The following is a 24110-nucleotide window of genomic DNA, read 5'->3' on the forward strand; positions in this document are numbered from 1 at the left end:
GCCCTTGTCGAGGCTCAGATTGCCAGGCTTTCGGGATTGGTCTCGATCAGTTGGGCCAGGTCCTTGAGGAAAGCTGCCCCTTGGGCGCCATAGATCACCCGGTGGTCAGCGGTGAGGTTTACCTGCATTTGGCGCTTAACGGAAATGGAGCCATCCTTGCCGGCCACCACTGCCGGACGGGAGGCAGCCACCGCGAGAATGGCACCGGTACCCGGGGGAAGGATCGCATCGAAGCGATCAACACCAAACATGCCGAGGTTGGAAAGGGTGAAGGTGCCGGTGCTGTATTCCTGGGGTTGCAGCTGCTTGGAGCGGGCCCGGGCCACCAAATCAACCCAATTACGCGCCATCGAATAGATATCGGTTTTGTCGGCGTTGGCAAGCACTGGCGTAATCAGGCCCCCATCCCCCATGGCCACAGCCACTGCCACGTTTACAGCCGTGGGATAAGACATGGCAGATCCATCGGCGGAAATTGCACAATTGACCTGGGGATGGCGAGCCAGGGTGACACCCACGGCCTTAGCCAACAGGGCCGTCATGGTTACGCCCTTACTTTTCACTTGTTTATAGAAAGCATCCAGCTTGTCGGTCGTGATGGTGTAACCCACGTGGAAACAGGGCACGGCCAGGCTGGCCACCATGTTGCGGTTGACCGCGTTTTGGAGGGTGTTGAAGGCCACGCTGTCACCGGGGGCCCCAAAGGCCTCACCTGCAGGGGCGGGCGCTGCGGAGCCGTTAACACCAGCCGCGCTGACGGCCGGACCGCTGCCCTCAGCCACCCTGGGAACGGTGATCGGCTGGCCGGTGGCCTTGAGCACGTCCTCGGCCTGGATCCGACCATGGGGTCCACTGCCGCGCAGCGCCTCCAGCGCCACACCGAGCTGGCTGGCGAGTTTCTTAGCCCGGGGGGATGCCACCAGCCGACCACTGGCACTGGAAGCCACCGCCAGCACAGGAGCTGGTGGGGCCACGGGCGCTGCCGCAGGCGTAGAAACGGCCACTGCCGCGGGGGCAGCCGCAGGGGCTGGAGGGGCTGGTGCAGCTGCAGGAGCGGCAGCCGGCGCAGCTGGAGCGGCAGGCGCATTGGCCGCCACCTCGGCAATTTCAGCCTCGGTTTCCACGATCAAGGCAATCGTTTCGCCCACGGGCGCAGTGCCACCGGCGGGCATCAACACCGCCGCCAGGTAACCCTCGTTAAACGACTCCACATCCATATCCGCCTTATCCGACTCCACCACCAGCACGGATTCACCGCGCTCAACCTTCTCGCCAGGTTTTTTGAGCCACTCCACAATCTTGCCCTCGGTCATCGTCGACGAGAGGGCCGGCATGAAGATTTCGTGGGTTGCCAAAGTCCTGTCTCCGCCTGGGGTTAAAGAGAGTCGCGGCAATCTGGTCTGCGGCAGGCCCAGGGTGGGGCAAACGCAGTGAAAGCAGCTCTTACTTCAACTTTAGAAGGGCAGCGGGCTGCCCGCCAGGATGGGTTTGGCCGCCTAACAGGCGAGATGCCAGCCCAATTAATCAACTCCCAGATCAAAACGATCCGCATCCATCACCTTGACCCAGGCCGCCACGAAGTCGGCCACAAACTTGGCGGCCCCGTCGCTCTGGGCATACACCTCGGCAATGGCCCGCAACTGGGAGTTAGAGCCAAATACCAGATCCGCCCTGGTCGCAGTCCAACGCCTGCTACCACTTGCGCGGTCGCTGCCCTCAAACAGTTCGCCGGTCCCATCGCTCGGCGACCAGCTGGTCGCCATGTCGAGCAGGTTCACGAAGAAGTCATTGCTCAGCGCACCGATCCGCTCGGTGAACACACCGTGACGGACCCCATCGGTGTTTGCGCCCAACACCCGCAGGCCACCGACCAACACGGTCATCTCCGGGGCACTCAACCCCAGCAGCTGGGCGCGATCGACAAGCAGGTGCTCTGCGGAAACGCTCATCGGTCCCTTTTGCCAGTTGCGGAAGCCATCGGCCTGGGGCTCCATCACCGCGAAGGAGGCCCCATCGGTCTGCTCCTGGCTGGCGTCCATTCGGCCGGGGGTAAAGGGCACGCTGATGGGGTGGCCTGCGGCGGCGGCGGCCTGCTCCACACCCACGCCACCGGCCAACACGATCAGGTCTGCGAGCGACACCCGCATCCCCCCACTCCGGGAGCCATTGAAGGACTGTTGAACACTTTCTAGGTAGCCGACCACGCGCTGCAACTGCTGGGGCTGGTTGACCGGCCACACGGCCTGGGGAGCCAGGCGCACCCGCGCACCATTGGCGCCGCCCCGCCTATCGGATCCGCGGAAAGTGGAGGCGGAAGCCCAGGCGGTGCTCACCAGTTCGGAGTTGGACAATCCCGTTGCCAGCACGCGGGCTTTGAGGTCGGCGATGGCGGCCGCATCGACCACCGGATGGTCGAGAGCTGGAATCGCGTCTTGCCAAATCAAGTCTTCGGCGGGAACCTCAGGCCCCAGGTAGAGGCTCTTCGGGCCCATGTCGCGGTGGGTCAACTTGAACCAGGCCCGGGCGAAGGCATCGGCGAAGGCCTCCGGGTGCTGGTGGAAGTGGCGGGAGATTGGCTCGTAAATCGGATCGAAGCGCAGCGACAGATCCGCGGTGGTCATCATCGGCGGATGCTTAATGCCCGGGCGATGGGCATCGGGAATCAGGTGCTCCTCACGGCAGTCCTTGGCCTGCCACTGCCAGGCGCCGGCGGGGCTCTTGATCAGTTCCCACTCGTAGCCAAAGAGCATGTCGAAGTAGCCCATGTCCCAGCGGGTGGGGTTGGGCTTCCAGGCCCCCTCGATGCCGCTGGTGATGACATCGGCACCCTTGCCGCTGCCGTGGCTGTTAGCCCAACCCAGACCCATTTCCTGCATGGGCGCCCCCTCTGGAGCTGGTCCGACAAACTCTTCGCTGGCGGCACCGTGGGCCTTACCAAAGGTGTGGCCGCCGGCGGTAAGGGCAACGGTTTCTTCATCGTTCATCGCCATGCGGGCGAAGGTCTCGCGCACGTCGCGGCCGGAGGCCACCGGATCGGGCTCGCCATTGGGCCCCTCAGGGTTCACGTAGATCAGACCCATCTGCACCGCCGCCAAGGGGTGCTCCAGCTGGCGATCGCCGCTGTAGCGCCCATCGCCTAGCCAGGTGTTTTCGTTGCCCCAATAGATGTCTTCCTCCGGTTGCCAGATGTCGGCGCGGCCGCCGGCGAAGCCAAAGGTGCGCATACCCATCGATTCCAGGGCGCAATTGCCCGCAAGAATGATCAGGTCCGCCCAGGAGACGCGGTTGCCGTAGCGCTGCTTGATCGGCCAGAGCAGCCGGCGTGCTTTGTCGAGGTTGCCGTTATCGGGCCAGCTGTTGAGGGGCGCGAAGCGCTGGTTTCCGGTGCCGGCGCCGCCGCGGCCATCGGCGGTGCGATAGGTGCCGGCGCTATGCCAGGCCATGCGGATGAACAGACCGCCGTAGTGGCCCCAGTCGGCGGGCCACCACTCCTGGGAGTCGGTCATCAGGGCGAGCAAATCCTGCTTGAGGCCCTGGTAGTCGAGCTGTTGAAAGGCTTTGCCGTAGTTGAAATCAGCGCCGAGGGGGTTGGAGGACACTCCGTGCTGATCAAGGATCGCCAGATTCACCTGCTGGGGCCACCAATCCCGCGGCGAAGGTCCCTGGCCCGCCACCGACTTGGGGGCAGAACCGTGGTTAACGGGGCACTTGCCAAGTTCGGTCATGGGATTGGGGAAAGGGGACAACAATACAAAGGAGATGGCCTTGGAGGGCTCACCAGACTCAGAGCGGCATGGCCTCCTAATCGGCGCCTTCTAACGCTTCAATCACGCCATCCCGAACCAGCACAGCTGCCTGGAGTTTTTCAACCAGGTTGTCGCCCACCCGCACCTCGCAGAAGCTCTCAATCTGGCCCTGCTCCACGATCTGCTCCATTTCCAGGTCCCGAACCTGGCGTTGTTGCTCGAGCATCTGGCGCTTTTGCTCCTCCAGTTCGGCCCGCTTGGCGGCCACCTGCTGCTGGACCGAACCCACCTGTTCCTGCACCCGGGGGTCAAGGGGGTTGGCGCTTTGGCGGCGAATCTCATCAACCAATTGCTGGCCCTCCTGCTCGAGTTGGGCCAGCTGGGAATCGGAGCCAGCTAGGGCGCTGCTCAGTTCCCGCTCGGCGTCCTCCTTCCAGCGGGGGGTAACCACGGCACGCACGGTGATGGTGCGCTTAATCGAAAGGGTGCCGTCGGCCATGGAATTTGCAAAGCAGCGCCCAGGTTGTCAGCGCCTACTGCCCGGGTCAACCTCAGCGGGCTCCATAGATGGAAGCGATTGCCCCCGTATCTCGCAGCCCAATCCGATCGCGGCGCTGCTTAAGGGTTTGGGTGAGCAGGCCATTTTCCAAGCTGAAGGGCTCCACCAGGGCCACCCCCGCCAGGCGCTCGTCGGGCCTGGAGCCGGGCCGGGCCGCCAGCAACCGGTTGCATTCCCGGGTGAGGGCACGCAGCAAGGCATCCCCGGCCAGCCCCTGCTGGGAGCCAAAGGCCGCCAGGGCATCGGCGCGGGGCACCACCAGGGCGCCCAACTGCTTGCGGTCCTGGCCCACCACCATCACCTGCTCCACCAGGGGGCTGGCCACCAGGGCCTCCTCCAGGGGGCCTGGCTCGATGTTTTCGCCGCTGCTGAGCACGATCGTGTCCTTGGCGCGGCCAGTGAGCACCAGGGTGCCGTCCTTGAGCAGATGCCCCAAATCGCCGGTGTCAAACCAGCCGTCGCCATCGAGAACCTGGGCCGTGGCCTCTGGTTTGTGGAAATAGCCCGCCATTACCTGGGGGCCCTTGGCCTGCACCAGGCCTGTCATGCCAATGGAGAGAAGCTGGTGGCCCTGGGGATCCACAATCCGCAGGGCCGTGCCCGGCAGGGGTTGGCCCGCACTGCCGCGGCGGTTGGCCCATCGACGGCGGCAGGTGAGAACGGGCGAGGTTTCGGTGAGGCCGTAGCCCACCAGCAATTCGATGCCGATCGCCTCGAAAAAGCCATCCACATGCATGGCCAAGGCTCCGCCGCCACTGATGGCGGTCCGCAGCCGCCCCCCCACCAACTGGCGCCGCAAAGCTGGCCAGAGCACCCCTGCCGCCAACCGGTGTAGGGGCCAACGCAAAACGGCTTCGATTACCGCAGCCGAGCGCACCCACCAGGCCTCGTCTGAGAGGGTGAGATTGAGGGCCTGGCGGCGCCGCCAGGCATGGGCCCTGCTGTTGGCCAAGCCCACCTGCAGCAGCCGCTGGCGCGACCGGGGCATGGCAGCCAGGGCATCGTCGAAGCCCGACAGCAGGGCCTCCCAAAGCCTGGGGACACTTATCAAGTAGTGGGGACGCACCTTCTGCAAATCAGCGCGCAGGTGCTTGAGCGTGGTGTAGGTCTGCTGGCAACCACAGGCGAGCAGCAAATACTCGGCGGCCCGCTCGTAGGCATGCCAGATCGGCAGCACGCTCACCACGTGGTCACCTGGCCTGGGCATTACCGCCACGCCGAGGGTGCGGATCTGATGCAAGAGGTTGGCGTGGCTGAGGGGCACCCCCTTCGGTTGGCCCGTGGTACCTGAGGTGTAAAGGATCGTCGCCAGGCGGTGGGGGTCGTCGCTGGGGGGCCGCATCACTCCAGCCCCTGCCCCCTGGGCCATCAACTCCGACCAGCCCAGGCAAGGCAGTGCTGGTGGTAGGGCCCCAAGGCCGGTTGGGCCAGGATCCGGTTCCCCCTCCAAAAGCACCACAAAGCGCAGGGAGATCGCTGGATCCTCGAACACCCCGGCGGCCTGGAGCTTGGCCAGCAGGACCCCCGATTCCAGCACCAGGCCCATGGCGCCGGAGTCGGCCAGGATGTAGCGCAGCTCCTCCAGCGGTGCCGAACTGCCCCGCACCGCATCGGCGCCGCCGGCCCGCATCAAGCCCTGGTCTGCCTGCAACCAGCGGGGGCCATTTTCGGCAAATAGCGCCACCACGGAGCCAGGACCTACCCCCAGAAGGGAAAAGCCCAGGGCTGCCTGCTCAATCGATTGGTGGAGCTGGCGAAAACTGAGCCGTTCGGGCGGCTGGCTGTGGGGAGCATCGAGGGCCTGGGCCTCTCCATAGCGACCGGCCAAAACTGGCCATAGCTGCTCCAGCCCGCTGAGGTGGCTCCAGTCGTCGCGCAGGGCAAGGGCCCGCCGATCGCGGCGGGTGGCCCGCCAGTGAATTTCGGCCTTTGGCAGGGCAGGAGCAGTCACGGGAAGGGGCACAACCGATCTGTTCTGCCCTAAGAATTACCATCCATCGAGGGCTTCCTGGGGCATGGGGGGGCGCAAATTCAAGCCAAATTGGCGGGCTAGGGCCGCAAGCAACAGGGGGCGCAGCATCCCGGTGCTGAGCTCCGGCCGCCAATCCACCAGCCGCCCCACCGGCCGATCGGCAATGCCACAGGGCACCACCTGGGCAAACCCCTCAAGGGCACAGCTCACATTCAGGGCCAAGCCGTGCTGGCTCACCCAGCGCTTGGCCCCCACGCCGATCGCCGCCACCTTTTTGCCCCTTAGCCACACACCGGTGAGGCCCTCCAGGCGCTCCCCCCGCAAATCCAGCTCGGCCAACAGCTCAATCACCACCTGCTCCAGGCCCCGCAGGTAGGCGTGGAGGTCGGCTCCATGGCGAAGCAGGTTGAACACCGGATAGAGCACCAGCTGGCCCGGCAGGTGGTGGGTCACCTCACCGCCCCGATCAATGCGATGCAGCGGTAGGGGGGGATGGGCCGGATCAAAAAGCAAAAAATTCGGATCGGCGCCCCGCCCGAGGGTGTAGCAGGCCTGGTGCTCCAACAGCAGCACCGCATCGGGGCCATCGGGATCCAGCAACAGGCGCTGCTGCAGTTGCTTCTGGGCTCGCCAACCCTTTTCAAAGGCCAGGGGCTCGCCTGCTTCAAAAAGGATTGCGTCGACCGTTGTCCCCATGGGTTGGCGTTCCTAGCGTTGATGAGCACCAGCACCGGAGGAAGTAGGCACCTGATGAAACTGCTGATCCATGGACGCAATCTTGACGTCACCCCAGCCATTCGGGAGTACACCGAAACCAAGTTGGGTCGAGCTATCACCCATTTCGAGGGAATGGTGAAGGAGGCCGATGTGCACCTTTCCGTTGCCCGCAATCCCCGGGTACCCCAGCAGACCGTGGAAGTCACGGTCTATGCCAATGGCACTGTTATTCGAGCCCAAGAACACAGCGACAACCTCTACGCCAGCATCGACCTGGCGGCCAACAAACTTCACCGCCAACTGAATCGTTACCACGATCGCCTCAAGGATCACCACCACAGCCCTGGCCACCGGGCAACACCCACTCCCGGCACCGAGCAAGTGGTGGATGAGCAGGTGGTTGAGGGAGCCCTAACCGATGGCAAGGAGCCCCAACTGCCCAACCGGGGGGTGCGGCGCAAGTACTTCGCCATGCCGGCGATGGCCCTCGACGACGCCGTGCTCCAGCTGGAGCTGATCGACCACGACTTCTATGTCTTCCGCGATGCGGACAGTGGCCAAATCCAGGTGGTCTATCGCCGCAACCATGGGGGATTTGGCTTGATACAAACCAGGGAGTCTTGAATCGGGACCATCCCCATCGGACCTCCGTAGGTGATTTGGCTGCCCTCCTGGATCACGCCCTGCTGGATCCCCACCAGGGCAGGGAGGCCGTCATCCGCTGCTGTGATGAGGCCCGCCACTTCGGCTTTGCCGGAGTTTGCGTGGCCTCCCGCTGGCTCGAGGTGGCCCGCGAACGGCTGCCCCTCTCCGGAACTGGCAGTGGCAGAGGGAGTGGCCAGTCGCCGCGGCTGATCAGCGTGGTGGGGTTCCCCTTTGGAGCCGTGCCCCAGCCCATCAAGCAGGCCGAGGCAGAAGCGGCCATTGAGGCAGGCGCCGATGAATTGGATGTGGTGCCCGACTTCGGAGCCCTGGCCGATGGCAACAGTGGCGCCGTGCTGGATGAACTGGCGGCTATCTGCGAACTGGATCGGCCCGTCAAGGTGATCCTGGAGGTGGGAAAGCTCTCCCCAGAGAACCTGGAGCTGTTAGTGGAGATCGCCATAGACGCCGGTGCCCTCTTCCTGAAAAGCGGCAGTGGCTTTGCCCCCCCCGTCAGCGCGGCCCAGGTGCAAACCCTGCGGGACCTGGCCAGGGGCCGGGCCGCAGTTTCCGCCTCCGGGGGGATCAGCGACCTCTGGCACGCCCTGGATCTGGTGGAGGCCGGCGCCACGCGCCTGGGCACCAGCCGCAGCCTGGCCCTGATGGAAGCCTGGCGCAGCCGTGGCTGAACAGCGCCTCGAGGGCCTGGCCCTCAGCTGCAAACCGCTAGGGGAGCAAGACCGACTGTTGACCCTGCTCAGCGAAGAAGAGGGGCTTACTCGCCTGGCAGTGCCTGGCGCCCGCAGACCCAAAAGCAGCTTGGCCGCGGCCGTACCCCTGGCCCACCTACGGCTGCAGGTGGGGGGGGGCGGCAGCAGTGGCACCGGCCTCAAACGGGTGCGCCAACTCAAGGTTGTGCGCAACTACAGCCTGCTGGGCCAGCGCCTAGAAACCCTCGCCGCAGCCCAGGCCTTGGCCGAAATCTGCCTGGCCCTGGTGCCGAGCGGCAGCCCCGCCCCCGGCATGCTCAATGCCCTTCTGGTGCAAATCGGCCGACTGGAGGAGCTGCTGAGGGAGAAGGGTCCAAATTTGGAGGCCCTGGCCACGGCGGTGCAGGGCGCCGTCCACCTCTTGGCCATTGGCGGCTATGCCCTGCCGCTGGCCCATTGCAGCCGCAGCGGCGATCTCCTGGAGCCACCGATCGGCAACTGGGAGTGGCGCTGCAGCCTGCTGCCCAGCGAGGGGCTGGCCATAGGTGCCATTGCCGGGGCCCGGATCATGCTCAACGCCTCCGAATTGGCGCTTTTGCAAAGGTTGCTCAGGCCAGCCCTTCCCCGCAAACGCGACGGGGAACTGATGGGCCCTGAGGCGGTTTGGCTCCATTTGCTTTCCCTCGTGGAGAGCTGGTGCAGCGAGCACCTGGGCCGCAAACCAAGAGCCTTCCAACTACTGAGAACTGGCTTTGGAGCATCATGAACAGCCAGATCGTGATGGATCACCCCGATTGAGCGGCCCCAAAGTCACCGTGGGAATAGCGGGCGTCTTAGCCCTACCTGAATTTCGAAAGCTCTGGCTTGGACAGATCTTCAGCCAGTTGGCCGACAAGTTCTACATCGTCTTGATGGTGTTCCTGATCGCCCAGTACTGGGTGGGCACTGCACCCCCCACGGGCGGAGCCCTTGCCGAGGCCGCCGACGCCTTCAAATTCAACATCGATAGCCGGGCCCAACTGATCACCCTGCTGGCCACAGGCATCTATGTGGCCAACACAATTCCGGCGATGGTGCTGGGCCTGGTGGCAGGGGTGTGGGCCGATCGCTGGCGCAAGCGGGAGGTGATGGTGGCCTCCAACGCCCTGCGGGCCGGCCTGGTCCTATTGGTCCCCCTTTGTCTGGTGGAGGGACCCATCTGGCTGGGATTGAGTTGGGGCTATTGGGCCCTCCTGCTGATCACCTTCCTGGAATCGGTACTCACCCAGTTTTTTGCCCCTGCTGAACAGGCCGCCATCCCGATGCTGGTGCCCCAGCCCCAGCTCCTGGCGGCCAATTCCCTCTATCAAGCCACCAGCATGGGGGCCACGATCGTTGGCTTTGCCCTGGGCGATCCAATCCTGCGCCTACTGCAAAGGCTGCTCAATGGGGTTGGCATCCACGACGGCGAATTCGTATTGCTGCCCCTCTGCTACGGCCTGGCAGCCCTATTCATCGCCCGAATCCACGTCCAGGAACCAGCGCGCAGCGAGAGCAGCGACAGCATCTGGCAGGAAATTGGCGATGGTCTGCAGGTGCTCAAGGAGCGGGCCAGTGTGCGCAGTGCCATGGTCCAGCTGGTGCTGCTCTACAGCCTGCTGGCGGCCCTCTATGTGCTGGCAATCAGCCTGGCTTCCGCCATCAAGGGCCTGGGGCCCACCCAATTCGGCACCTTGCTGGCGATGAGCGGCGTGGGCCTGGCAGTGGGAGCCGTGGCGGTGGCCCAGCTGGGCAATGGCATCAACCGGCGCAGTCTGGCCTCAGCTGGCCTTGGCACAATTGCCTTCAGCCTGGTTTTGTTGGGGCAATTGCGCGGCAATTTGTGGTTCACCCTGGGCCTTTGCGCCGTGCTTGGCATAGGTGCTGCCCTGCTGGCCATCCCAGCCCAAACCACGATCCAGGAAGACACCCCAGAAGCGATGCGGGGCAAGGTTTTTGGCCTCCAAAACAACCTGATCAATATCGCCTTGAGCCTGCCCCTGGTGCTCGCCGGCACCGTGGTGAGCCGCTATGGCCTGATGCCGGTGCTCTGGGTGCTGGCGGCAATTGCCCTAGGGGCGGCCCTCATGGAGCGACCCTGGCGGCGCTGTTAGCTTGAGATGCCGGATGCTTCAGCCCTGGTGGCCCACATTGCCTGGCTAGGCAAGAAATCCCCCTTCTGCGGCAACGTCACCTACGGCCTCAGCACCACCCACGCCCTGCGCAGTCGCGGGCATGGAATCAGCTTTATCCATTTCGACACGCCCGCCGGCACCATGAGCAGCGGCGGCGGGCCCGATGTTTCCCTGCCTTACCTGGTCAAATCCCAGGTGTACACAATCCCCTCCCCGGGGGCCCAGCGGGAGCTGAGGGAGTCACTGGAGCGACTGCGGCCCGATCTGGTGCACGCCAGCCTGACCCTCTCACCCCTGGATTTCCGCCTACCAGACCTATGCCAACAACTGGGGCTGCCGCTGGTGGCCACCTTCCACCCAGCCTTTGACGCCAGCCTGCGCAACATCACCGCCGGCACCCAGCAGCTCACCTACCAGCTCTATGCGCCGGCCCTGGCCAAGTTTGATCGGGTGATTGTGTTCTCCGAACTCCAGGCTGAGCTGTTGATGCGCTTGGGCCTGCGATCCGACCGCCTGGCCGTAATCCCCAACGGCGTGGATGTGGGAACTTGGAAACCAGCCATCCCAACGGCCATCAGCCCAGATCTGGCCGACCTGCGCAGGCGCTTTGCAGGCCGGCGGGTATTTCTCTACATGGGCCGGGTAGCCACCGAAAAAAATGTGGAGGCCCTGCTCAAGGCCTGGCGTCTGGTGCGGCCTGCCGGTTGCGTGCTGTTAATCGTGGGGGACGGCCCCCTGCGCAGCGCCCTGCAGACCTCAACGGAAGAGAACGATGTGGTCTGGTGGGGCTATGAACCCCGCCTGGAAATGCGCGTGGCCCTCCAGCAGCTGGCGGAGGTATTCCTGCTCCCCTCCCTGGTGGAGGGGCTGTCGTTGGCGCTACTGGAAGCCATGGCCTCCGGCACCGCCTGCGTGGCCACCGATGCCGGTGCCGATGGCGAGGTACTAGAGGGGGGAGCCGGCATCGTGATCAGCACCCAGGGCGTCACCACCCAATTGCGCACCCTGCTGCCGGTGCTACGCGACCAACCCGTACTCACGGCCGAATTGGGGCGGCAGGCCCGCACCCGGGCCCTGGAGCGCTACACCCTGGAGGGCAACATCGACCAGCTGGAGAGGCTCTATGCCGAGCTGGCGCCCCGCCTCAAGCTAGAGCTGCCCCCACCTCAGCACAACAGGCCGCAAAGGCCGCTGCCGGGTCTGGGGCAGCGGTGATCGGCCGGCCAATCACCAACTGGCTGGAACCAGCTGAAATCGCCTGGGCGGGGGTCAGCACCCGCTGCTGGTCCCCAAGGGCCACACCGGCGGGGCGTATGCCTGGGGTCACTAGGTGGAAGGGCACGGGGTGGTCGGCCCGCAGCTGAGCCACCTCCAGGGGAGAGCACACACAGCCGCCAATGCCCGCCTGGGCAGCCAGCTGGGCCAGCTGGGGCACGTAGTTGGCCAATGGCTCAGTGATCTTCAATTCAGCGGCAAAACGGGCCGGATCCCAGCTGGTGAGCACCGTCACCGCCAAGAGCGTCGGCGCGGGCAAGCCTGCGGCCCCTGCCGACTCCTGGGCCGACTCCTGGGCAGCCCGCAGGGCCTCGCTGCCGGCGCAGGCATGCACGGTGATCAGCTGGGCGCCCAGGCGGGCCGCGCTGCGGCAGGCGCCGGCCATGGTGGCCGGGATGTCGTGGAACTTGAGATCGAGGAATACCTGCTTGCCCTGGTCATGCAGCTGTTGCACCACCACCGGTCCGCCGGCTGCGTACAGCTCCAGGCCCACCTTGACCCAACGCAGCTTTGGCAAGCCAACGGCAAAAGCGAGGGCCTGCTCGGGATCCATGCCATCGAGGGCCACGATGATCCTTTCGGCCGGATCGGCAGCCGCAAAGGGAGCAGCTAAGGGCGCCATCAGCTCGCCACCAGGCGCCGGAAAATTTTCTTGCCGATTTGCAGCACCTTGCCCTCCAGCTCAGTTGCCGCAGCGAACTCCTGATTCGGGTCGGCCAGCTTGATCCCGTCGAGCTTGACCCCACCGCCCTGGATCTGGCGGCGGGCATCGCTACTGCCGGAGCAGATGCCAATGGCACTGAGCAAGTAAAAGGCCTTGGCCGGGAAATTCACCCCGTCCATAGAGGCCTCGGGCACATCTGCATCGGCCGCACCCACGCCAGCCGCTCCCCCCACCAGCTTGGCCGCATCGGCCTGGGCCGCCTGGGCGGCAGCCAGTCCATGGCGCTGGCCAGTGATTTCAAGGGCCAGGGCCTTCTGGCGCTCCCGGGGATTGGCGGGCAAGCCAGCCAAATCCAAGTTGGTGAGCAGGGTGATGTAGTCGGAGAGCACCGCATCGGGCACCTTCTCAAGCTTCGAATACATCGAGAGCGGGTCTTCGGCTAGGCCCACGGTGTTGCCCAGGCTTTTGCTCATCTTCTGGACCCCATCAAGGCCCGGCAGGATCGGCAGGAGCATCGCAAATTGGGGTCGCTGGCCGAAGTGACGCTGCAGATCGCGGCCCATGGCCACGTTGAACTTCTGGTCGGTGCCGCCCAGCTCCAGATCGGCGCTAATTGCCACTGAGTCGTAGCCCTGCAAGAGGGGGTATAGAAACTCGTGCAAGGAAATCGGCGTGCCCGAGCCGTAGCGGTTAGCAAAATCTTCTTTCGCCAGCATCTGGCCCACGGTGGTGGTGCCCAGCAGCTCAATCACCTCAGGCAGATCCAAACCCGAAAGCCAGTCGCTGTTGCGCCTTACCTCCAGTCGACCGGGGGTCTCAAAATCAAGTAGGGCATGGGCAGGGTCCTGACCCTGGCCCAGCTGCTGCAGATAGGTTTCGGCGTTGGCCTCCACCTCGGCAGCGCTGAGCTGCACCCTGGTGGCGCTCTTGCCCGTGGGATCACCGATGCGGGCGGTGAAATCGCCCAGGATCAAAACCGCCGTATGGCCCTCATCTTGGAAGGCCCGCAACTTGCGAAACAGGATTGAGTGCCCCAGGTGAATATCCGTGCCGGTGGGGTCAATGCCGAGCTTGATCCGCAGGGGCCGGCCCTCGCTGGCAGCTTCCTGGAGCCTCGCGGCCAATTGTTGATCACCATCGCTGGCCGACCCAGCCGCCGCTCCACAGGGGAAAAGATCGGCCACACCCCTGGCCAAAGCTTCCGGCATGGCCCCAGCTCCCGTTGACCAATCTGCTGCTGCCATCAATCAAGCTCGCCCTTCATGCGCTCGAGGGTTTGGTTCATCTGCCCAAACATCGTTTCAGGAGTGAGTCCAAACTGGCCCAACTGGGTGCGCAACTGCTCAATGGTCAACTTTGCCTGGAAGTCTTCCGAGAGCTCAAAACGCTTCATGAACACCCGATAGCGCTCCATCATTTCTTCCATTCTCTCGATGTAGAGCTTTTTGCCCTCCCGATCAAACCTGGCGTACTCGCCACCCAGCTCCATCAGCTGCTGGTAATCAACAAAAAGGCGCTTGGCCTCATCTTGAACAATTTCGGATTCGAAGAACGCCATCGTCCAGGGCCAGGGCCGTGATCAATCAATTTTGGAGACAGGCGCCAGGTCTGCATAGTGCGGATCCACGTATGGGCGGCAAGTGGGCAAAAATGGGGCCACTAATTGCCCGCCACCCCTGGATTTAACACCCCTAATCGACCAGGTTTGCCGCAATAACGACCAGGCCAACCTGCTGTTGAAGGACGTCCGAATCGTGGCGTGCTTTGGCAGCAGGGCCCTCCTGGTGGCATTTCTCGGCTGGACCGCCAACCATGCCTCGGTGGTGGGAGCTGCCACCACCGAAGCGGAAGCACTCCAGCTGGTGGAGACCCATCAGCCCCAGATGGTGCTGCTCAGCGACCGCCTGGAGCAGGGCAATGGCATTTCGCTGGTGCAGCGGATAAAGGGCCGTTGGCCGCAGATGCACACCATCCTGCTGATCTGCCAGGAGCAGCGTCAACACCAGATCAAGGCCGCGATAGATGCCTGCTGCGATGGCATTTTGCTGGAATCGAAGCTGGGCCTGGGTATGGGGGTGGCCGCCCTCAACGCCGTGGGCGGCGGCGGCATTTTTATCGACAAAAGCCTGCAGGAGATCTTCCGTCGCGGCCACGAACATGGCGCGCCGATCGAACCGCTCACGGCCCGGGAGTTGGAGGTGCTTGCCCTGGTGGCCAAGGGCAAGGGCAACAGCAAGATCGGCTCAGAGCTCTACATCTCAGCCGACACAGTCAAGACCCACCTCAGCAACGTGATGCGCAAGCTCCAGGCCCAGGACCGCACCCAAGCCGCCGTAATTGGTCTGCGCTGGGGGCTGATCGACTGGCCTGAGATGGATTGGCCTCGCTAGGTTGTGTAGAGATGGCCCAACGCCCCTGGCTGGATCCCTTAGCCCGCAGGTTGCTCCTGGCGGCGGGAGCAACCGATCCGACTGGAGCAATCAACAAAGATGGGGATAAAGATGGGGATGTGGAGAGGGAGCTGCTGGCCCTGAAGTTGCGCCAAAACCCAGCCCTGCGCCTAGGCAGCGCCGAAGAGGTCCGCCACGCCGGAGCCCTGGGTTGGCGCCTAGACGTGAACCGAGCCACCGCCGCCGATTGGCTACGCCTGCCCGGCATCGGCCCAGACCAGGTGGATCTTTTATTGCGCCTACAACAGGGCGGCGTGCAGCTAACGGGAGCCGAAGATCTGGAGCGGGCCTTGGAATTGCCCAGCGCCAAAATCGAAGGCTGGTTACCGGTTTTGGATTTCCGTTGGTATGGCGAACCACCAAGCAGCCCAGCCCAGCCCCCTCGGGTCAATTTGAACCACGCCAGATCGCCAGAGCTCATTGGCCTCGGGCTCTCCCAGGAGCGGACCCAAAGGCTGATCTGGGAAAGGGCCAGGGAACCCTTCCAGGATTTAGCCGATCTCCAGCACCGGCTCCAGCTGCCTGCGGCATTGGTGGAACAGTGGATTGGCCGGGTGCGCTTTGGCCCGGCTGCAGCGAGCCCCCACAAGGGGGGGCCGGCCCTGCCCCTGGCACCGCCCAAGGCCAGGGGTTAATGGCTATCCAGGGCGATCTATTTGCCGCTGCAGACACCCTGCAGCCGGTTCAAATCCCTGGGGACCTGCCCCTACTGCGGCACCAATTGCTCAGCTGGCAAGAGCGCCTGCTGGCCCACCAAGGCCCGCTTTTTGCGGGGGAAGCAGCACCCAGCAGCGGCCAAGGTCTGCTTTTTGAGCCTGGTCCAGGTGATGCGACGCACCTGGCCAGCAGCTTTAGCCCCCTAGGCCTCCAACCCCAGGCCCTCTCCTTCTGGCGCTGGCCCCAGGCGCCCCAGCAGGGTGCCGCCCTGTACTTCGTGATCGATCGCCCAGATTCAGGCCCAGCCACGGCCTACCCAGCCCCAGCCCTGCTGCTCTACGTGGGTGAAACCGCCAAGGCCGACCAGCGCTGGAAAGGCGAGCACGACTGCAAAAGCTATTTAGCGGCCTATCAGGAGGCCCTCCAAAAAGCCGATCTCCGTTGCCAGCTGAGCATTCGTTTTTGGCTTGATGTACCGGAAACCATCAAGCCCCGCCGCTGCCTGGAACAGGCCCTGATCCAGCGCTGGCTCCCACCTTTCAACAAGGAAACCCGCGGTCGCTGGAGCACCCCCTTCACCGCCGAAACCAAAACGGGCTCCTAAATTAAGGACCGTTTGCATCCCCATTCATGCAGTTTCGTTGCCTGCCCCAGGACCTCGGCAATGCCATTGCCAGCTGGGAAGGCGACGGACTGGTGGTGGGGTTATTCGCTGAAGCAAAGGCCCTGGGCCACCAGGCCACAACCCATCAAGCCCTTGTCCAGAGATTTGGGCCCGAACTCCTGGAACGGCTAGAGCAACGCCGCTTCAAGGCAAAGCCCGGCGCATCGATCTGCATCGAGCGCCTGGGGGCAAAACCCCAAACCCTGATCCTGGTGGGCCTCGGCAACGAAGACCAATGGGATCTTGATCGTCTGCGCCAGGCCGGCGCAGCCGGCGCCAAGGCCGCCGTGGCGGCGGGAGTGGGCCAGCTGGGCCTGGCCCTACCAACCGGTGAAATACCTGCTGAAGCCGCTGGTCAGGCCATGGCCGAGGCCGTGCGTTTGAGCCTCTTTCAAGACCAGCGCTTCAAAAGTGAAAGTGAAGCCCCCAATTTGCCCAGCGAGGTGTGCCTGCTCGGCCTAGGCGGTGACCTCAAGGAGATCAACCGGGCCCTGGAGGCCGTCGATGCCATCTGCTCCGGGGTGGAGCTGGCCAGGGAATTGGTGGCCGCTCCCCCCAATGTGGCCACCCCCCAGCACCTCGCCGATACCGCCTCGCAGATCGCCCAAGATTTTGGTCTCCAGTACCAGGTGCTTGAGCGGGCCGACTGCCAGGCCCTAGGCATGGGTGCCTTTCTTGGAGTGACCCAGGGATCCGATCTGCCACCCAAGTTCATCCATCTCACCTACAGGCCCCAGGGGGGCTCCAGCCGCAGGGTGGCCCTGGTGGGCAAAGGGCTCACCTTCGATTCAGGCGGCTACAACCTCAAAACTGCCGGCTCCCAGATCGAAATGATGAAGTTCGACATGGGCGGCAGTGGCGCCGTATTGGGGGCGGCGAGGGCCATTGGCCAGCTCCAGCCGGAAGGCGTGGAGGTGCACTTCATCGTGGCCTCCTGCGAAAACATGGTCAGTGGCGGCGCCATGCACCCCGGCGACATCCTGACCGCCTCCAACGGCAAAACGATCGAGATCAACAACACCGATGCGGAAGGGCGGCTCACCCTGGCCGATGCCCTTGTTTACGCCTGCAAGCTCGATCTCGATGCGGTTGTGGACCTGGCAACCCTTACGGGTGCCTGCCTAATTGCCCTCGGCGAAGAGATTGCTGGGCTGTGGTCGAGTAGCGATGGGTTGGCGGCTGCCCTGCTTGGCGCCGGCGACAGCAGCGGCGAGCCGCTCTGGCGCATGCCCCTCAGGCCCTCCTACAAACAGGGCCTTAAGAGCTCCATTGCAGACATGAAAAACACCGGACCCAGGCCCGGTGGCTCGATCACTGCAGCCCTGTTCCTTCAGGACTTCGTCAGCCCCAACCTGCCCTGGGCCCACCTGGATATCGCCGGCACCGCCTGGAGCGACAAGGGCAGGGGCATGGATCCCGCTGGGGCCACAGGTTTTGGCGTGCGCACCCTGGTGCATTGGGTCTGCCAGGGGGCAGCCACCTAGGTTTAAAGCCACCTACCTCCCCATCTGAAATCCCATGGCCGTTCAGAAGATCCGCTGGTATGTCAAAGCCCAATTGGGGGTTTTGCTGTTGCCGGCGGGCCTGTGCCTGTTTGGCGAAGCGGTGATCCGCAAGGGCATTCAGGTTTTAGCTGCCTCGGGAAAAATCGAAACCTTGGCCAACCCAGGGCCCTGGTTTTGGTACGGAACCCTTGGTTTGATCCTGATCAACGCCGGCGTGGGCCTGATGATCGAGAGCGGTCTGCTGCGGGGCTATCCGGGCCGCAATTAAACCTATGGGCCTACTGGGCAATCAATAAGCCCAGTTACCAGGCGGCTCCTGTGCGGGCCTTGTTTCCCCAAAGGGAATCCAGGCGGCGGTCCCGACCGCAGGCCCAGCGGTAATAGTTGTATTTGACGCTGTTGCGATCGGCATAGTTCTGGTGGTAGCCCTCCCCTAGCCAAAAGCGCTGCAGGGGCTTGATCTCAACGCGGATCGCCGCCTCAGGCCTCTTCAATTCCGCCGCCGCTGCCTTCAGGCTCGCCTCGGCGGCGGCGCGCTGCTGGGGTGAATTGAAAAAGATCACCGGCCGGTATGAATCACCGCGATCACAGAACTGTCCCTTGCCATCAAGGGGGTCCACATTGCGCCAGTAGCTGCGCAGTAGGGCGGGGTAGCTGATGCGCTTGGGATCAAAACGCACCAAGACTGCCTCCTGATGACCCGTTCCCTCTCCAGATACCTGCTGATAGGTGGGATTGGCCAAGCTGCCGCCGCTGTAGCCGCTTTCGGCCTTAACCACCCCGGGCAGTTTTCCCAAATCGTGCTCTAAACACCAAAAACAGCCCCCAGCCAGCACCGCCTCCTGGGTAGGAGGTGCTGCATAGGCCAGCGGTGCCAGCCAAAACAGGGCAAGAAAAAAGCTGAACAAACCGTGGGCAATGCGCCAATTTGCCTTCAAAGCGAAACCTCCAGTACCTGATCCAGGATCGCCCTTGCCGCCCGCTGGGTAACCCCAGGTTCGCCCAACTCACTGCGCAGGCGTCCGTAGCCAACGAGCATCTTCTGGCGAGGGGCCGAATCAGCTGCAAGCAGGGGAAAAGCCTGCTGGAGGATCGCTTTGACCGTTAGGCCTTCCTGCAGCAGCTCTGGCACCAGGCGCTCCCCCAGCACCAAATTGACCGGAGAGATGTGGGGCACGTTGAAGCGCAGGATATGGCGTGCCAGGAAAGCCGTCACCCGACTAACCCGATAGACCACCACCTGGGGCACACCGCGCAGGGCCAACTCCAAATTGACGGTGCCCGACTTGGCAATCGCCACATCAGCGGCAGCACAGAGGGCTGGTTTAAGTCGATCGGAATCGGCGGCCGGAATGATTAGGGCCCTGACGCCCAGCTGATCCAGGTGCCTAGCCAGGTGACTTTCAAACCCAGGCAAACCGGTGGAAACCACCACCTGCAGGTTGGGATCCTGGCGCTGCAGGGAAGCGGCCGCAGCGGCAATTTTGGGAAGCATGTAGCGCAACTCCTGGCGCCTAGAGGCGGGCATCAGTAGCAGCACTGGGGCATCAACGGCCAGGCCCAGCTGCCGCCGGGCATCGGTCTTTGTTGGCAGCTCGCCGATCGTGTCCAGCAGGGGGTGGCCCACATAGGTGACGTTGGCGCCACGGCAGCGGTAAAAACGGGCCTCCTGTTCGAAGATCGCCAGGATTTGATTGGTGAAACTGATCAGGTTGCTGCGGCCCTTGGAGCCAAATTTGAAGGCCCACTCCTGGGGAGCGATGTAATAGGTGACGGGCACTTGGGGGAATTTGCGCTTCAGCCTCAGGCCAAGGCTCACGTTGGGGCCCATGTAATCGATCAAGACAACCCCATCGGGGGGCTCTCCCTTGAACCAACGCTTGAGACGGCGCTGCAGCTTCAGGGTGGGCAGCACAAAAGGGATGGCCTCGAGCAGACCAATCGCCCCCATCCGGGTGGTGTTGGCCAACAGGACAGCCCCTGCCCTTTCCATCCGCTCACCACCCAGGGCCACCACCTCTAACTGCAATCCGCGGCGCTGGGCCTCTTGATACAGGGCCTTCACCAACAGGGATCCCTGGAGATCCCCGGAAACCTCACCGGTACTAACCAAAAGGCGCAGCATCAACGCGCCCCGGGGATGGGCCCCCTCCTAGAGGGGGCCAGGGAGGCCTCCAGGAAGGCCACCAGCTGTTCAGCCGCGCCGCCCAGGGATTGGCTGCGCAACCTTTCGAGGGCCTGGGCCAGGGGCACACCCTCTCGATAAATCAGGTTCCAGGTGCGCTTGAGTTCAGTCAACTGCTGGCCCGCATTGGCCTCGGCCAGGCCACTGCGCTGGAGGCCGATCTTGTTGAGCGCCCGCACCCGCGAGGGATGGCCCTCAACCATGGTGAAGGGGGGCACATCCCGCTCAATCCGACTCATGCCACCCACCATCGCCAGGGTGCCGATATGGACGAACTGGTGGATGCCCAGCACTCCGCCAATCACGGCCCGGTCGCCCACCACCACATGGCCGGCCACGGCCACCCCATTGGCAATCACTATTCGATCGCCCAGCTCACAGTTGTGGCCCAGGTGGCTGTAGGCCATCAGCAAGTTGCCATTACCCAGCCGCGTTTCCTGTTCGCCGGTGGTGGCACGGTTGATGGTTACGCACTCCCGGATCGTGTTGTCATCCCCCATCACCACGGCGGTGGGGTCACCTGAGTATTTGAGGTCCTGGGGTTCAAGGCCGATGCAGGCACCGGGAAAAATGTGGTTGCGCTCCCCCATGCGCACCCGACCATCCAGCACCACATGGGGGCCAATCGTGCTGGCCGCACCGATCACCACATCGGCACCAATAACCGCATAGGGGCCTACCCGAACCCCTTCACCCAATTGGGCCTTGGGATCAACAACAGCGGTGGGATGGATGGAGGTCGCCATCGCTCACGCCACCAAGGAGAACATCAATTCACCGGAACAGGCCAGTTGGCCATCCACCGTTGCTTCGGCCTTCACCTTGCCAAAGCGCTGGCGCTTGAGACTCAGCAATTCGCAGGTGATCAATAGCTGGTCTCCAGGCACCACGGGCCGGCGAAAGCGCACCCCATCAATGCCCGCAAATACAAACAGCCCCTTCGGGAGATCTGGCATCTGGGTAACGATCAGGCCGCCCACCTGGGCCATCGCCTCCACAATCAATACGCCTGGCATCAAGGGGCGCCCGGGGAAATGCCCCTGGAATTGGGGCTCGTTAATGGTGACATTCTTGATGGCCACCGCCCTCTTGCCAGGGTCGTGCTCAATCACCCGATCCACCAGGGCAAAGGGATAGCGGTGGGGCAATAGACCCTGAATCTGCTCGGCACTGAGCACAACTAAAGAGGTTGCGGTTTCTGGCTCAGACAAGGATTTATGGGGCAGGGGAGCGTGGAAAAGCGAACCTAGGCCGCCAGGCTTTGGGGGCAGCTTGCCAAGACAGCGGCCAGGGAAGTGTGAAGCCCATGGGAGCCCCGATAGGCAAACACCTGGGCCCTTGGCAAGCCAACAAGCGCCAGATCGCCAATCAAGTCGAGGATTTTATGGCGTACCGGTTCATCGTTAAAACGCAGGGGGGGGTTGAGCCACTGGTCGCCATCGCAAACCAGGGCATTTTCCAGGCAACCTCCCTTGATTAAACCTGCTGCCAGCAACTGATCCACCTGGGAGCGCAGGCCAAAGGTGCGGGCTGGGGCGATCTCCGCAACAAAGTTCTGGGGGGTGAGGCCTAGGGAGAAGAGCTGGCGGCCAATGGCCCGATCCTGGAATTCAATGGCTGCCCCCACCTGGAAACAGGCGGCAGGTAGGGCAGTGGCAAAACTGCTGCCCTGCTGAAGAGTGACGGGTGACTCCACCATTGGGGCAGTCACGGACGTGCCTAGGGGGGCCAAACCAGCCTCAGCGATTGCTTCCACCCAGGGAAGGGCCGAGCCATCCAGCAGGGGCACCTCCTCCCCCTCCACCAGGATTTCTGCCTGACTCACCCCGGTGCCAGCCAAGGCGGCCAAAAGATGCTCCACCGTGGCTAGCCGCCCGCCCTCGAGCTGAAGGGCCGTGCAGAGCTCGGTGTCGGCGACCTGGGAAGGCTCAAGCCGCACTAGGGGATGGAATGGCTTACTTAGCCAGCCAACCCAGTAACCCGGCCTCTCGGAGGGCTGGAGCCTGACTCTGGCCGCAATGCCGCTGTGGAGGCCCACCCCGCTGCGCTCGACTGGGCCAGCGAGGGTATGGGCTTCGCCGTAATTCTCTGGCCAGGGATAGGAATCGAGACCGGGCAGCACTAGAACTTCCAGCCCACACCAAGGTTGAAGCGGTAGTTGCTGGTGAAATCCTGGGTCGCGATTTCCAAGCGCAGGGGACCTACCGGGGTGTTGACAATCAAGCCCGTACCCACGGAGAAACCATCACCTGGCTTACCAAGCTTTCCACCTGGATTGCCACTGATATCTGCCTGACTGCCAAAAGTAGTGCCAGCATCCACAAAAAGTTCGCCGCTAATAATCTTGAAAAGTGGAAATCTGTATTCAATCGTGGCCTCTGCCATGCTCTTACCCACGCCCAAGTCGCAGGTGTAGTAGCCGCGAACTGAGTTGCCACCACCCAGACAGAACGCTTCGTAGGGGGGGACATCTCCAACCATCGTGCCCAGGGTTCCCTGGAAGGCAAGGGCCTGTTTACAGTCTGGGGTTTCGCCATTTTTAGGCCTACAGCCCTTGAATATTTTTATCCAGTTAACCGGGATGTAATGGGTGGCACTGGCTCGCAAGCGGTTAAAAGTTGGCGAATCGGGGCCAACCGACATGAACTGCTCGGTACTTGCCGTAAAGAAATTGCCTTTAGTGGGGTTACGGGGATCGTTGAGGGTGCTGTAGGCGGTGCCTAGGCGAAAGCTGAGCAGTTGGTTTTCAGTTGCACAATTATAAGCCAAACAAATATTCGAGTTGGGCTGGCCAGCTATGGAAGCCCTAGCAGCAGCCGTTCCGGAATAATCCATCGGGGTTACTTTTTGGCCACCAAAAGCAAGGATCAAATTCCAGGGTGCCTTTTTAAAAGGATTGCCGCCATTCAGGGGCCGCACGAATTGAACGCTGGCACCAATGCGCTGTACCGCCACCTCATTGCCGGTATTAGTGGGCGGGGAATCGCCATTTAACGTGGCAAAGTAACTGTTATTTTCACTTTGAAAGATTTGCGGCACCTCCCTACTGAAGAAAATCCTAGTGCGCATTGAGGTGCGATATTTATTCCCCTTAATCCAAGGATTGGAGAGGCTGATATCACCCAATCCCCCATATTGTCCATAGGAGATGTTTGTTGAAAGATCCCAAGCCTTACCCCAAAGGTTGGAGTCCTGCAATTGGATCTGACCAAATACACCCTGGCTTTGGCTATAGCCCAAACCACCAGACAAAGAGCCTGAAGACTGCTCGACAATGCCAAGCACCACGGTTACCTTGCCCGGTTCTGAGGGCAGGGGCTTAAGGGTCACCTTGACATCGCCAAATAGGCCCGTGCCGTAGAGGCGCTTGATGTCCTCTTCCAAGGTGCGGCGATTAAACAGGGCACCAGCCTTAAGGGACACCTCGCGGGTAATTACGTACAACTTGGTCTTGCCCTTAATAGTCTGACCCTTGTCGTTGGTGGTGGAGCCTTCCTTGTTAATGAACTCCACGTCCACCCCGGCCACGGTGCCCTCCCGCACCTGCAGCTGAACATCACCATCGGGGCTGACCCGGCCAGGCCCCGTAACCCTGGCCAGGGAGTAGCCCTGGTCTGCATACCACTTCTGCAGTTCCTGCATGCGCTGCTGCAGGGTGTTGAGATTGAGGGTCTTGCCGTAGTCGGCCGCGAAGGTCTCCTTGATTACCTGGGGCGGCAGTTTGGGCTTGGCCAGGTCAAGGCTGACCTTGGTAAGCACCGGATTGGCCACCAAGGTGACCACTAGGCGCACGCCCAAGGGGCCATCGATGGGCTTGATCTGCACATCCGAAAACCAACCGCTGGCGTAGATGGCCGAGAGATCGTTTTGCAGCTGGCTGCGGGTCACCCTGGTGCCAGGGGTTGTCACCATCGCCGCATAGGCAGCCAACTCCAGGCGCTCCCGCTCCGGATGGCCCTGAAGGCCCTCAATGGCCACCTCGGAAATCAGTACCTGCTTTTCGGCCGGAGGGGTTTTGGCTGCCGCTGCAGGAAGATTTTTTTTGGCAGGCTGGTTTTTTGGTGCAGGCTTGTTTCCTGGCGGAGCCTGGGCCAGCGCTGGTGCAGAGGCCAAAATCATGGCCCCAATGGCGGGAAGGGCTGCCCCAATGGCGGGAAGGGCAGAGGCCCTAAAACCAAGCGAGCCAGCCATGGAAAACACTAGGGAGCGGC

Annotated in this window: 24 protein-coding genes; 10 read left to right on the forward strand and 14 right to left on the reverse strand. The window is 63.0% G+C overall.

Translation table 11 applies throughout. From position 1 onward, the window contains the following. Positions 1–14: 14 nt before the first annotated feature. From KBY49_RS06095 to lipB, 5 genes are all read right to left on the reverse strand, one after another. Complete coding sequence (locus KBY49_RS06095; protein WP_254933830.1) at positions 15–1355, reverse strand: dihydrolipoamide acetyltransferase family protein; 1341 nt, start codon at positions 1353–1355, stop codon at positions 15–17. Between the two features lie 165 nt (positions 1356–1520). Further along, positions 1521–3725 carry a catalase/peroxidase HPI gene (gene katG / locus KBY49_RS06100; protein ID WP_254933831.1) on the reverse strand — a complete coding sequence of 735 codons (2205 nt, stop codon included), beginning with the start codon at positions 3723–3725 and terminating at the stop codon, positions 1521–1523. Positions 3726–3801: 76 nt separating this feature from the next. Further along, entirely contained in the window at positions 3802–4245 is a 444-nt protein-coding gene (locus KBY49_RS06105; protein ID WP_254933832.1) for a YlqD family protein, read from the reverse strand. Positions 4246–4297: 52 nt separating this feature from the next. Further along, a complete protein-coding gene (locus KBY49_RS06110; RefSeq protein ID WP_254933833.1) occupies positions 4298–6256 on the reverse strand; it encodes an AMP-binding protein in 1959 nt (652 codons plus the stop codon). A 36-nt stretch (positions 6257–6292) separates the two neighbouring features. Continuing rightward, the gene (gene lipB, locus KBY49_RS06115) at positions 6293–6973 is read right to left on the reverse strand and encodes a lipoyl(octanoyl) transferase LipB (protein ID WP_254933834.1); all 681 of its coding nucleotides are present in this window, start codon (positions 6971–6973) and stop codon (positions 6293–6295) included. A 54-nt stretch (positions 6974–7027) separates the two neighbouring features. Between lipB and hpf the strand changes: the two genes are divergently transcribed. Genes hpf through KBY49_RS06140 form a run of 5 tightly spaced genes read left to right on the forward strand, consistent with a single transcriptional unit; the run spans position 7028 to position 11714 of the window. Then, complete coding sequence (hpf, locus tag KBY49_RS06120; RefSeq protein WP_254934047.1) at positions 7028–7618, forward strand: ribosome hibernation-promoting factor, HPF/YfiA family; 591 nt, start codon at positions 7028–7030, stop codon at positions 7616–7618. Continuing rightward, on the forward strand, positions 7615–8325 hold the full coding sequence (gene deoC, locus KBY49_RS06125; protein WP_254933835.1) for a deoxyribose-phosphate aldolase: 711 nt from the start codon (positions 7615–7617) through the stop codon (positions 8323–8325). The genes hpf and deoC overlap by 4 nt, the downstream gene beginning before the upstream one ends. Further along, positions 8318–9112, forward strand: coding sequence for a DNA repair protein RecO (gene recO, locus KBY49_RS06130; protein ID WP_254933836.1), 795 nt, complete (start codon positions 8318–8320; stop codon positions 9110–9112). The genes deoC and recO overlap by 8 nt, the downstream gene beginning before the upstream one ends. A gap of 28 nt (positions 9113–9140) precedes the next feature. Then, complete coding sequence (locus KBY49_RS06135) at positions 9141–10478, forward strand: MFS transporter (protein WP_254933837.1); 1338 nt, start codon at positions 9141–9143, stop codon at positions 10476–10478. Positions 10479–10505: 27 nt separating this feature from the next. After that, positions 10506–11714, forward strand: coding sequence for a glycosyltransferase family 4 protein (locus tag KBY49_RS06140; protein ID WP_254934048.1), 1209 nt, complete (start codon positions 10506–10508; stop codon positions 11712–11714). On the opposite strand, the gene pyrF is transcribed toward KBY49_RS06140, so the two are convergent. From pyrF to KBY49_RS06155, 3 genes are read right to left on the reverse strand one after another with little or no spacing between them, the layout of a single operon-like run. Further along, positions 11644–12396 (reverse strand): orotidine-5'-phosphate decarboxylase, encoded by a 753-nt coding sequence (gene pyrF / locus KBY49_RS06145; protein ID WP_254933838.1) that lies wholly within the window; start codon positions 12394–12396, stop codon positions 11644–11646. The two genes, KBY49_RS06140 and pyrF, sit on opposite strands and share 71 nt — an antisense overlap. Further along, positions 12396–13646 carry a tyrosine--tRNA ligase gene (gene tyrS / locus KBY49_RS06150; protein WP_254933839.1) on the reverse strand — a complete coding sequence of 417 codons (1251 nt, stop codon included), beginning with the start codon at positions 13644–13646 and terminating at the stop codon, positions 12396–12398. The genes pyrF and tyrS overlap by 1 nt, the downstream gene beginning before the upstream one ends. A 35-nt stretch (positions 13647–13681) precedes the next feature. Next, on the reverse strand, positions 13682–13996 hold the full coding sequence (locus KBY49_RS06155) for a DUF1825 family protein (RefSeq protein ID WP_254933840.1): 315 nt from the start codon (positions 13994–13996) through the stop codon (positions 13682–13684). Positions 13997–14078: 82 nt separating this feature from the next. Between KBY49_RS06155 and KBY49_RS06160 the strand changes: the two genes are divergently transcribed. From KBY49_RS06160 to KBY49_RS06180, 5 genes are read left to right on the forward strand one after another with little or no spacing between them, the layout of a single operon-like run. After that, a complete protein-coding gene (locus KBY49_RS06160) occupies positions 14079–14828 on the forward strand; it encodes a response regulator transcription factor (RefSeq protein WP_254933841.1) in 750 nt (249 codons plus the stop codon). 11 nt (positions 14829–14839) lie between these two features. Next, a complete protein-coding gene (locus KBY49_RS06165; RefSeq protein ID WP_254933842.1) occupies positions 14840–15523 on the forward strand; it encodes a hypothetical protein in 684 nt (227 codons plus the stop codon). Further along, the gene (locus KBY49_RS06170; protein ID WP_254933843.1) at positions 15523–16149 is read left to right on the forward strand and encodes a GIY-YIG nuclease family protein; all 627 of its coding nucleotides are present in this window, start codon (positions 15523–15525) and stop codon (positions 16147–16149) included. Before KBY49_RS06165 ends, KBY49_RS06170 begins: the two co-directional genes overlap by 1 nt. Positions 16150–16175: 26 nt before the next feature. Beyond that, entirely contained in the window at positions 16176–17693 is a 1518-nt protein-coding gene (locus tag KBY49_RS06175; RefSeq protein WP_254933844.1) for a leucyl aminopeptidase, read from the forward strand. Positions 17694–17727: 34 nt separating this feature from the next. After that, on the forward strand, positions 17728–17982 hold the full coding sequence (locus tag KBY49_RS06180; protein WP_254933845.1) for a hypothetical protein: 255 nt from the start codon (positions 17728–17730) through the stop codon (positions 17980–17982). Positions 17983–18016: 34 nt separating this feature from the next. On the opposite strand, the gene msrA is transcribed toward KBY49_RS06180, so the two are convergent. Genes msrA through KBY49_RS06210 form a run of 6 tightly spaced genes read right to left on the reverse strand, consistent with a single transcriptional unit; the run spans position 18017 to position 24090 of the window. Beyond that, positions 18017–18652 carry a peptide-methionine (S)-S-oxide reductase MsrA gene (msrA, locus tag KBY49_RS06185; protein ID WP_396099475.1) on the reverse strand — a complete coding sequence of 212 codons (636 nt, stop codon included), beginning with the start codon at positions 18650–18652 and terminating at the stop codon, positions 18017–18019. Next, positions 18649–19839 carry a lipid-A-disaccharide synthase gene (gene lpxB / locus KBY49_RS06190; RefSeq protein ID WP_254933846.1) on the reverse strand — a complete coding sequence of 397 codons (1191 nt, stop codon included), beginning with the start codon at positions 19837–19839 and terminating at the stop codon, positions 18649–18651. Before lpxB ends, msrA begins: the two co-directional genes overlap by 4 nt. Then, positions 19839–20645: an acyl-ACP--UDP-N-acetylglucosamine O-acyltransferase gene (gene lpxA / locus KBY49_RS06195; RefSeq protein WP_254933847.1), complete on the reverse strand. Its 807-nt coding sequence runs from the start codon at positions 20643–20645 to the stop codon at positions 19839–19841. Before lpxA ends, lpxB begins: the two co-directional genes overlap by 1 nt. A gap of 3 nt (positions 20646–20648) precedes the next feature. Further along, positions 20649–21110: a 3-hydroxyacyl-ACP dehydratase FabZ gene (fabZ, locus tag KBY49_RS06200; protein ID WP_254933848.1), complete on the reverse strand. Its 462-nt coding sequence runs from the start codon at positions 21108–21110 to the stop codon at positions 20649–20651. A gap of 35 nt (positions 21111–21145) precedes the next feature. Next, the gene (gene lpxC, locus KBY49_RS06205; RefSeq protein WP_254933849.1) at positions 21146–22021 is read right to left on the reverse strand and encodes a UDP-3-O-acyl-N-acetylglucosamine deacetylase; all 876 of its coding nucleotides are present in this window, start codon (positions 22019–22021) and stop codon (positions 21146–21148) included. After that, positions 22021–24090: a BamA/TamA family outer membrane protein gene (locus KBY49_RS06210; protein ID WP_254933850.1), complete on the reverse strand. Its 2070-nt coding sequence runs from the start codon at positions 24088–24090 to the stop codon at positions 22021–22023. Before KBY49_RS06210 ends, lpxC begins: the two co-directional genes overlap by 1 nt. Positions 24091–24110: the final 20 nt, after the last annotated feature.

The sequence above is a fragment of the Cyanobium sp. WAJ14-Wanaka genome (genome assembly GCF_024345375.1).
Lineage (GTDB): Bacteria > Cyanobacteriota > Cyanobacteriia > PCC-6307 > Cyanobiaceae > Cyanobium_A.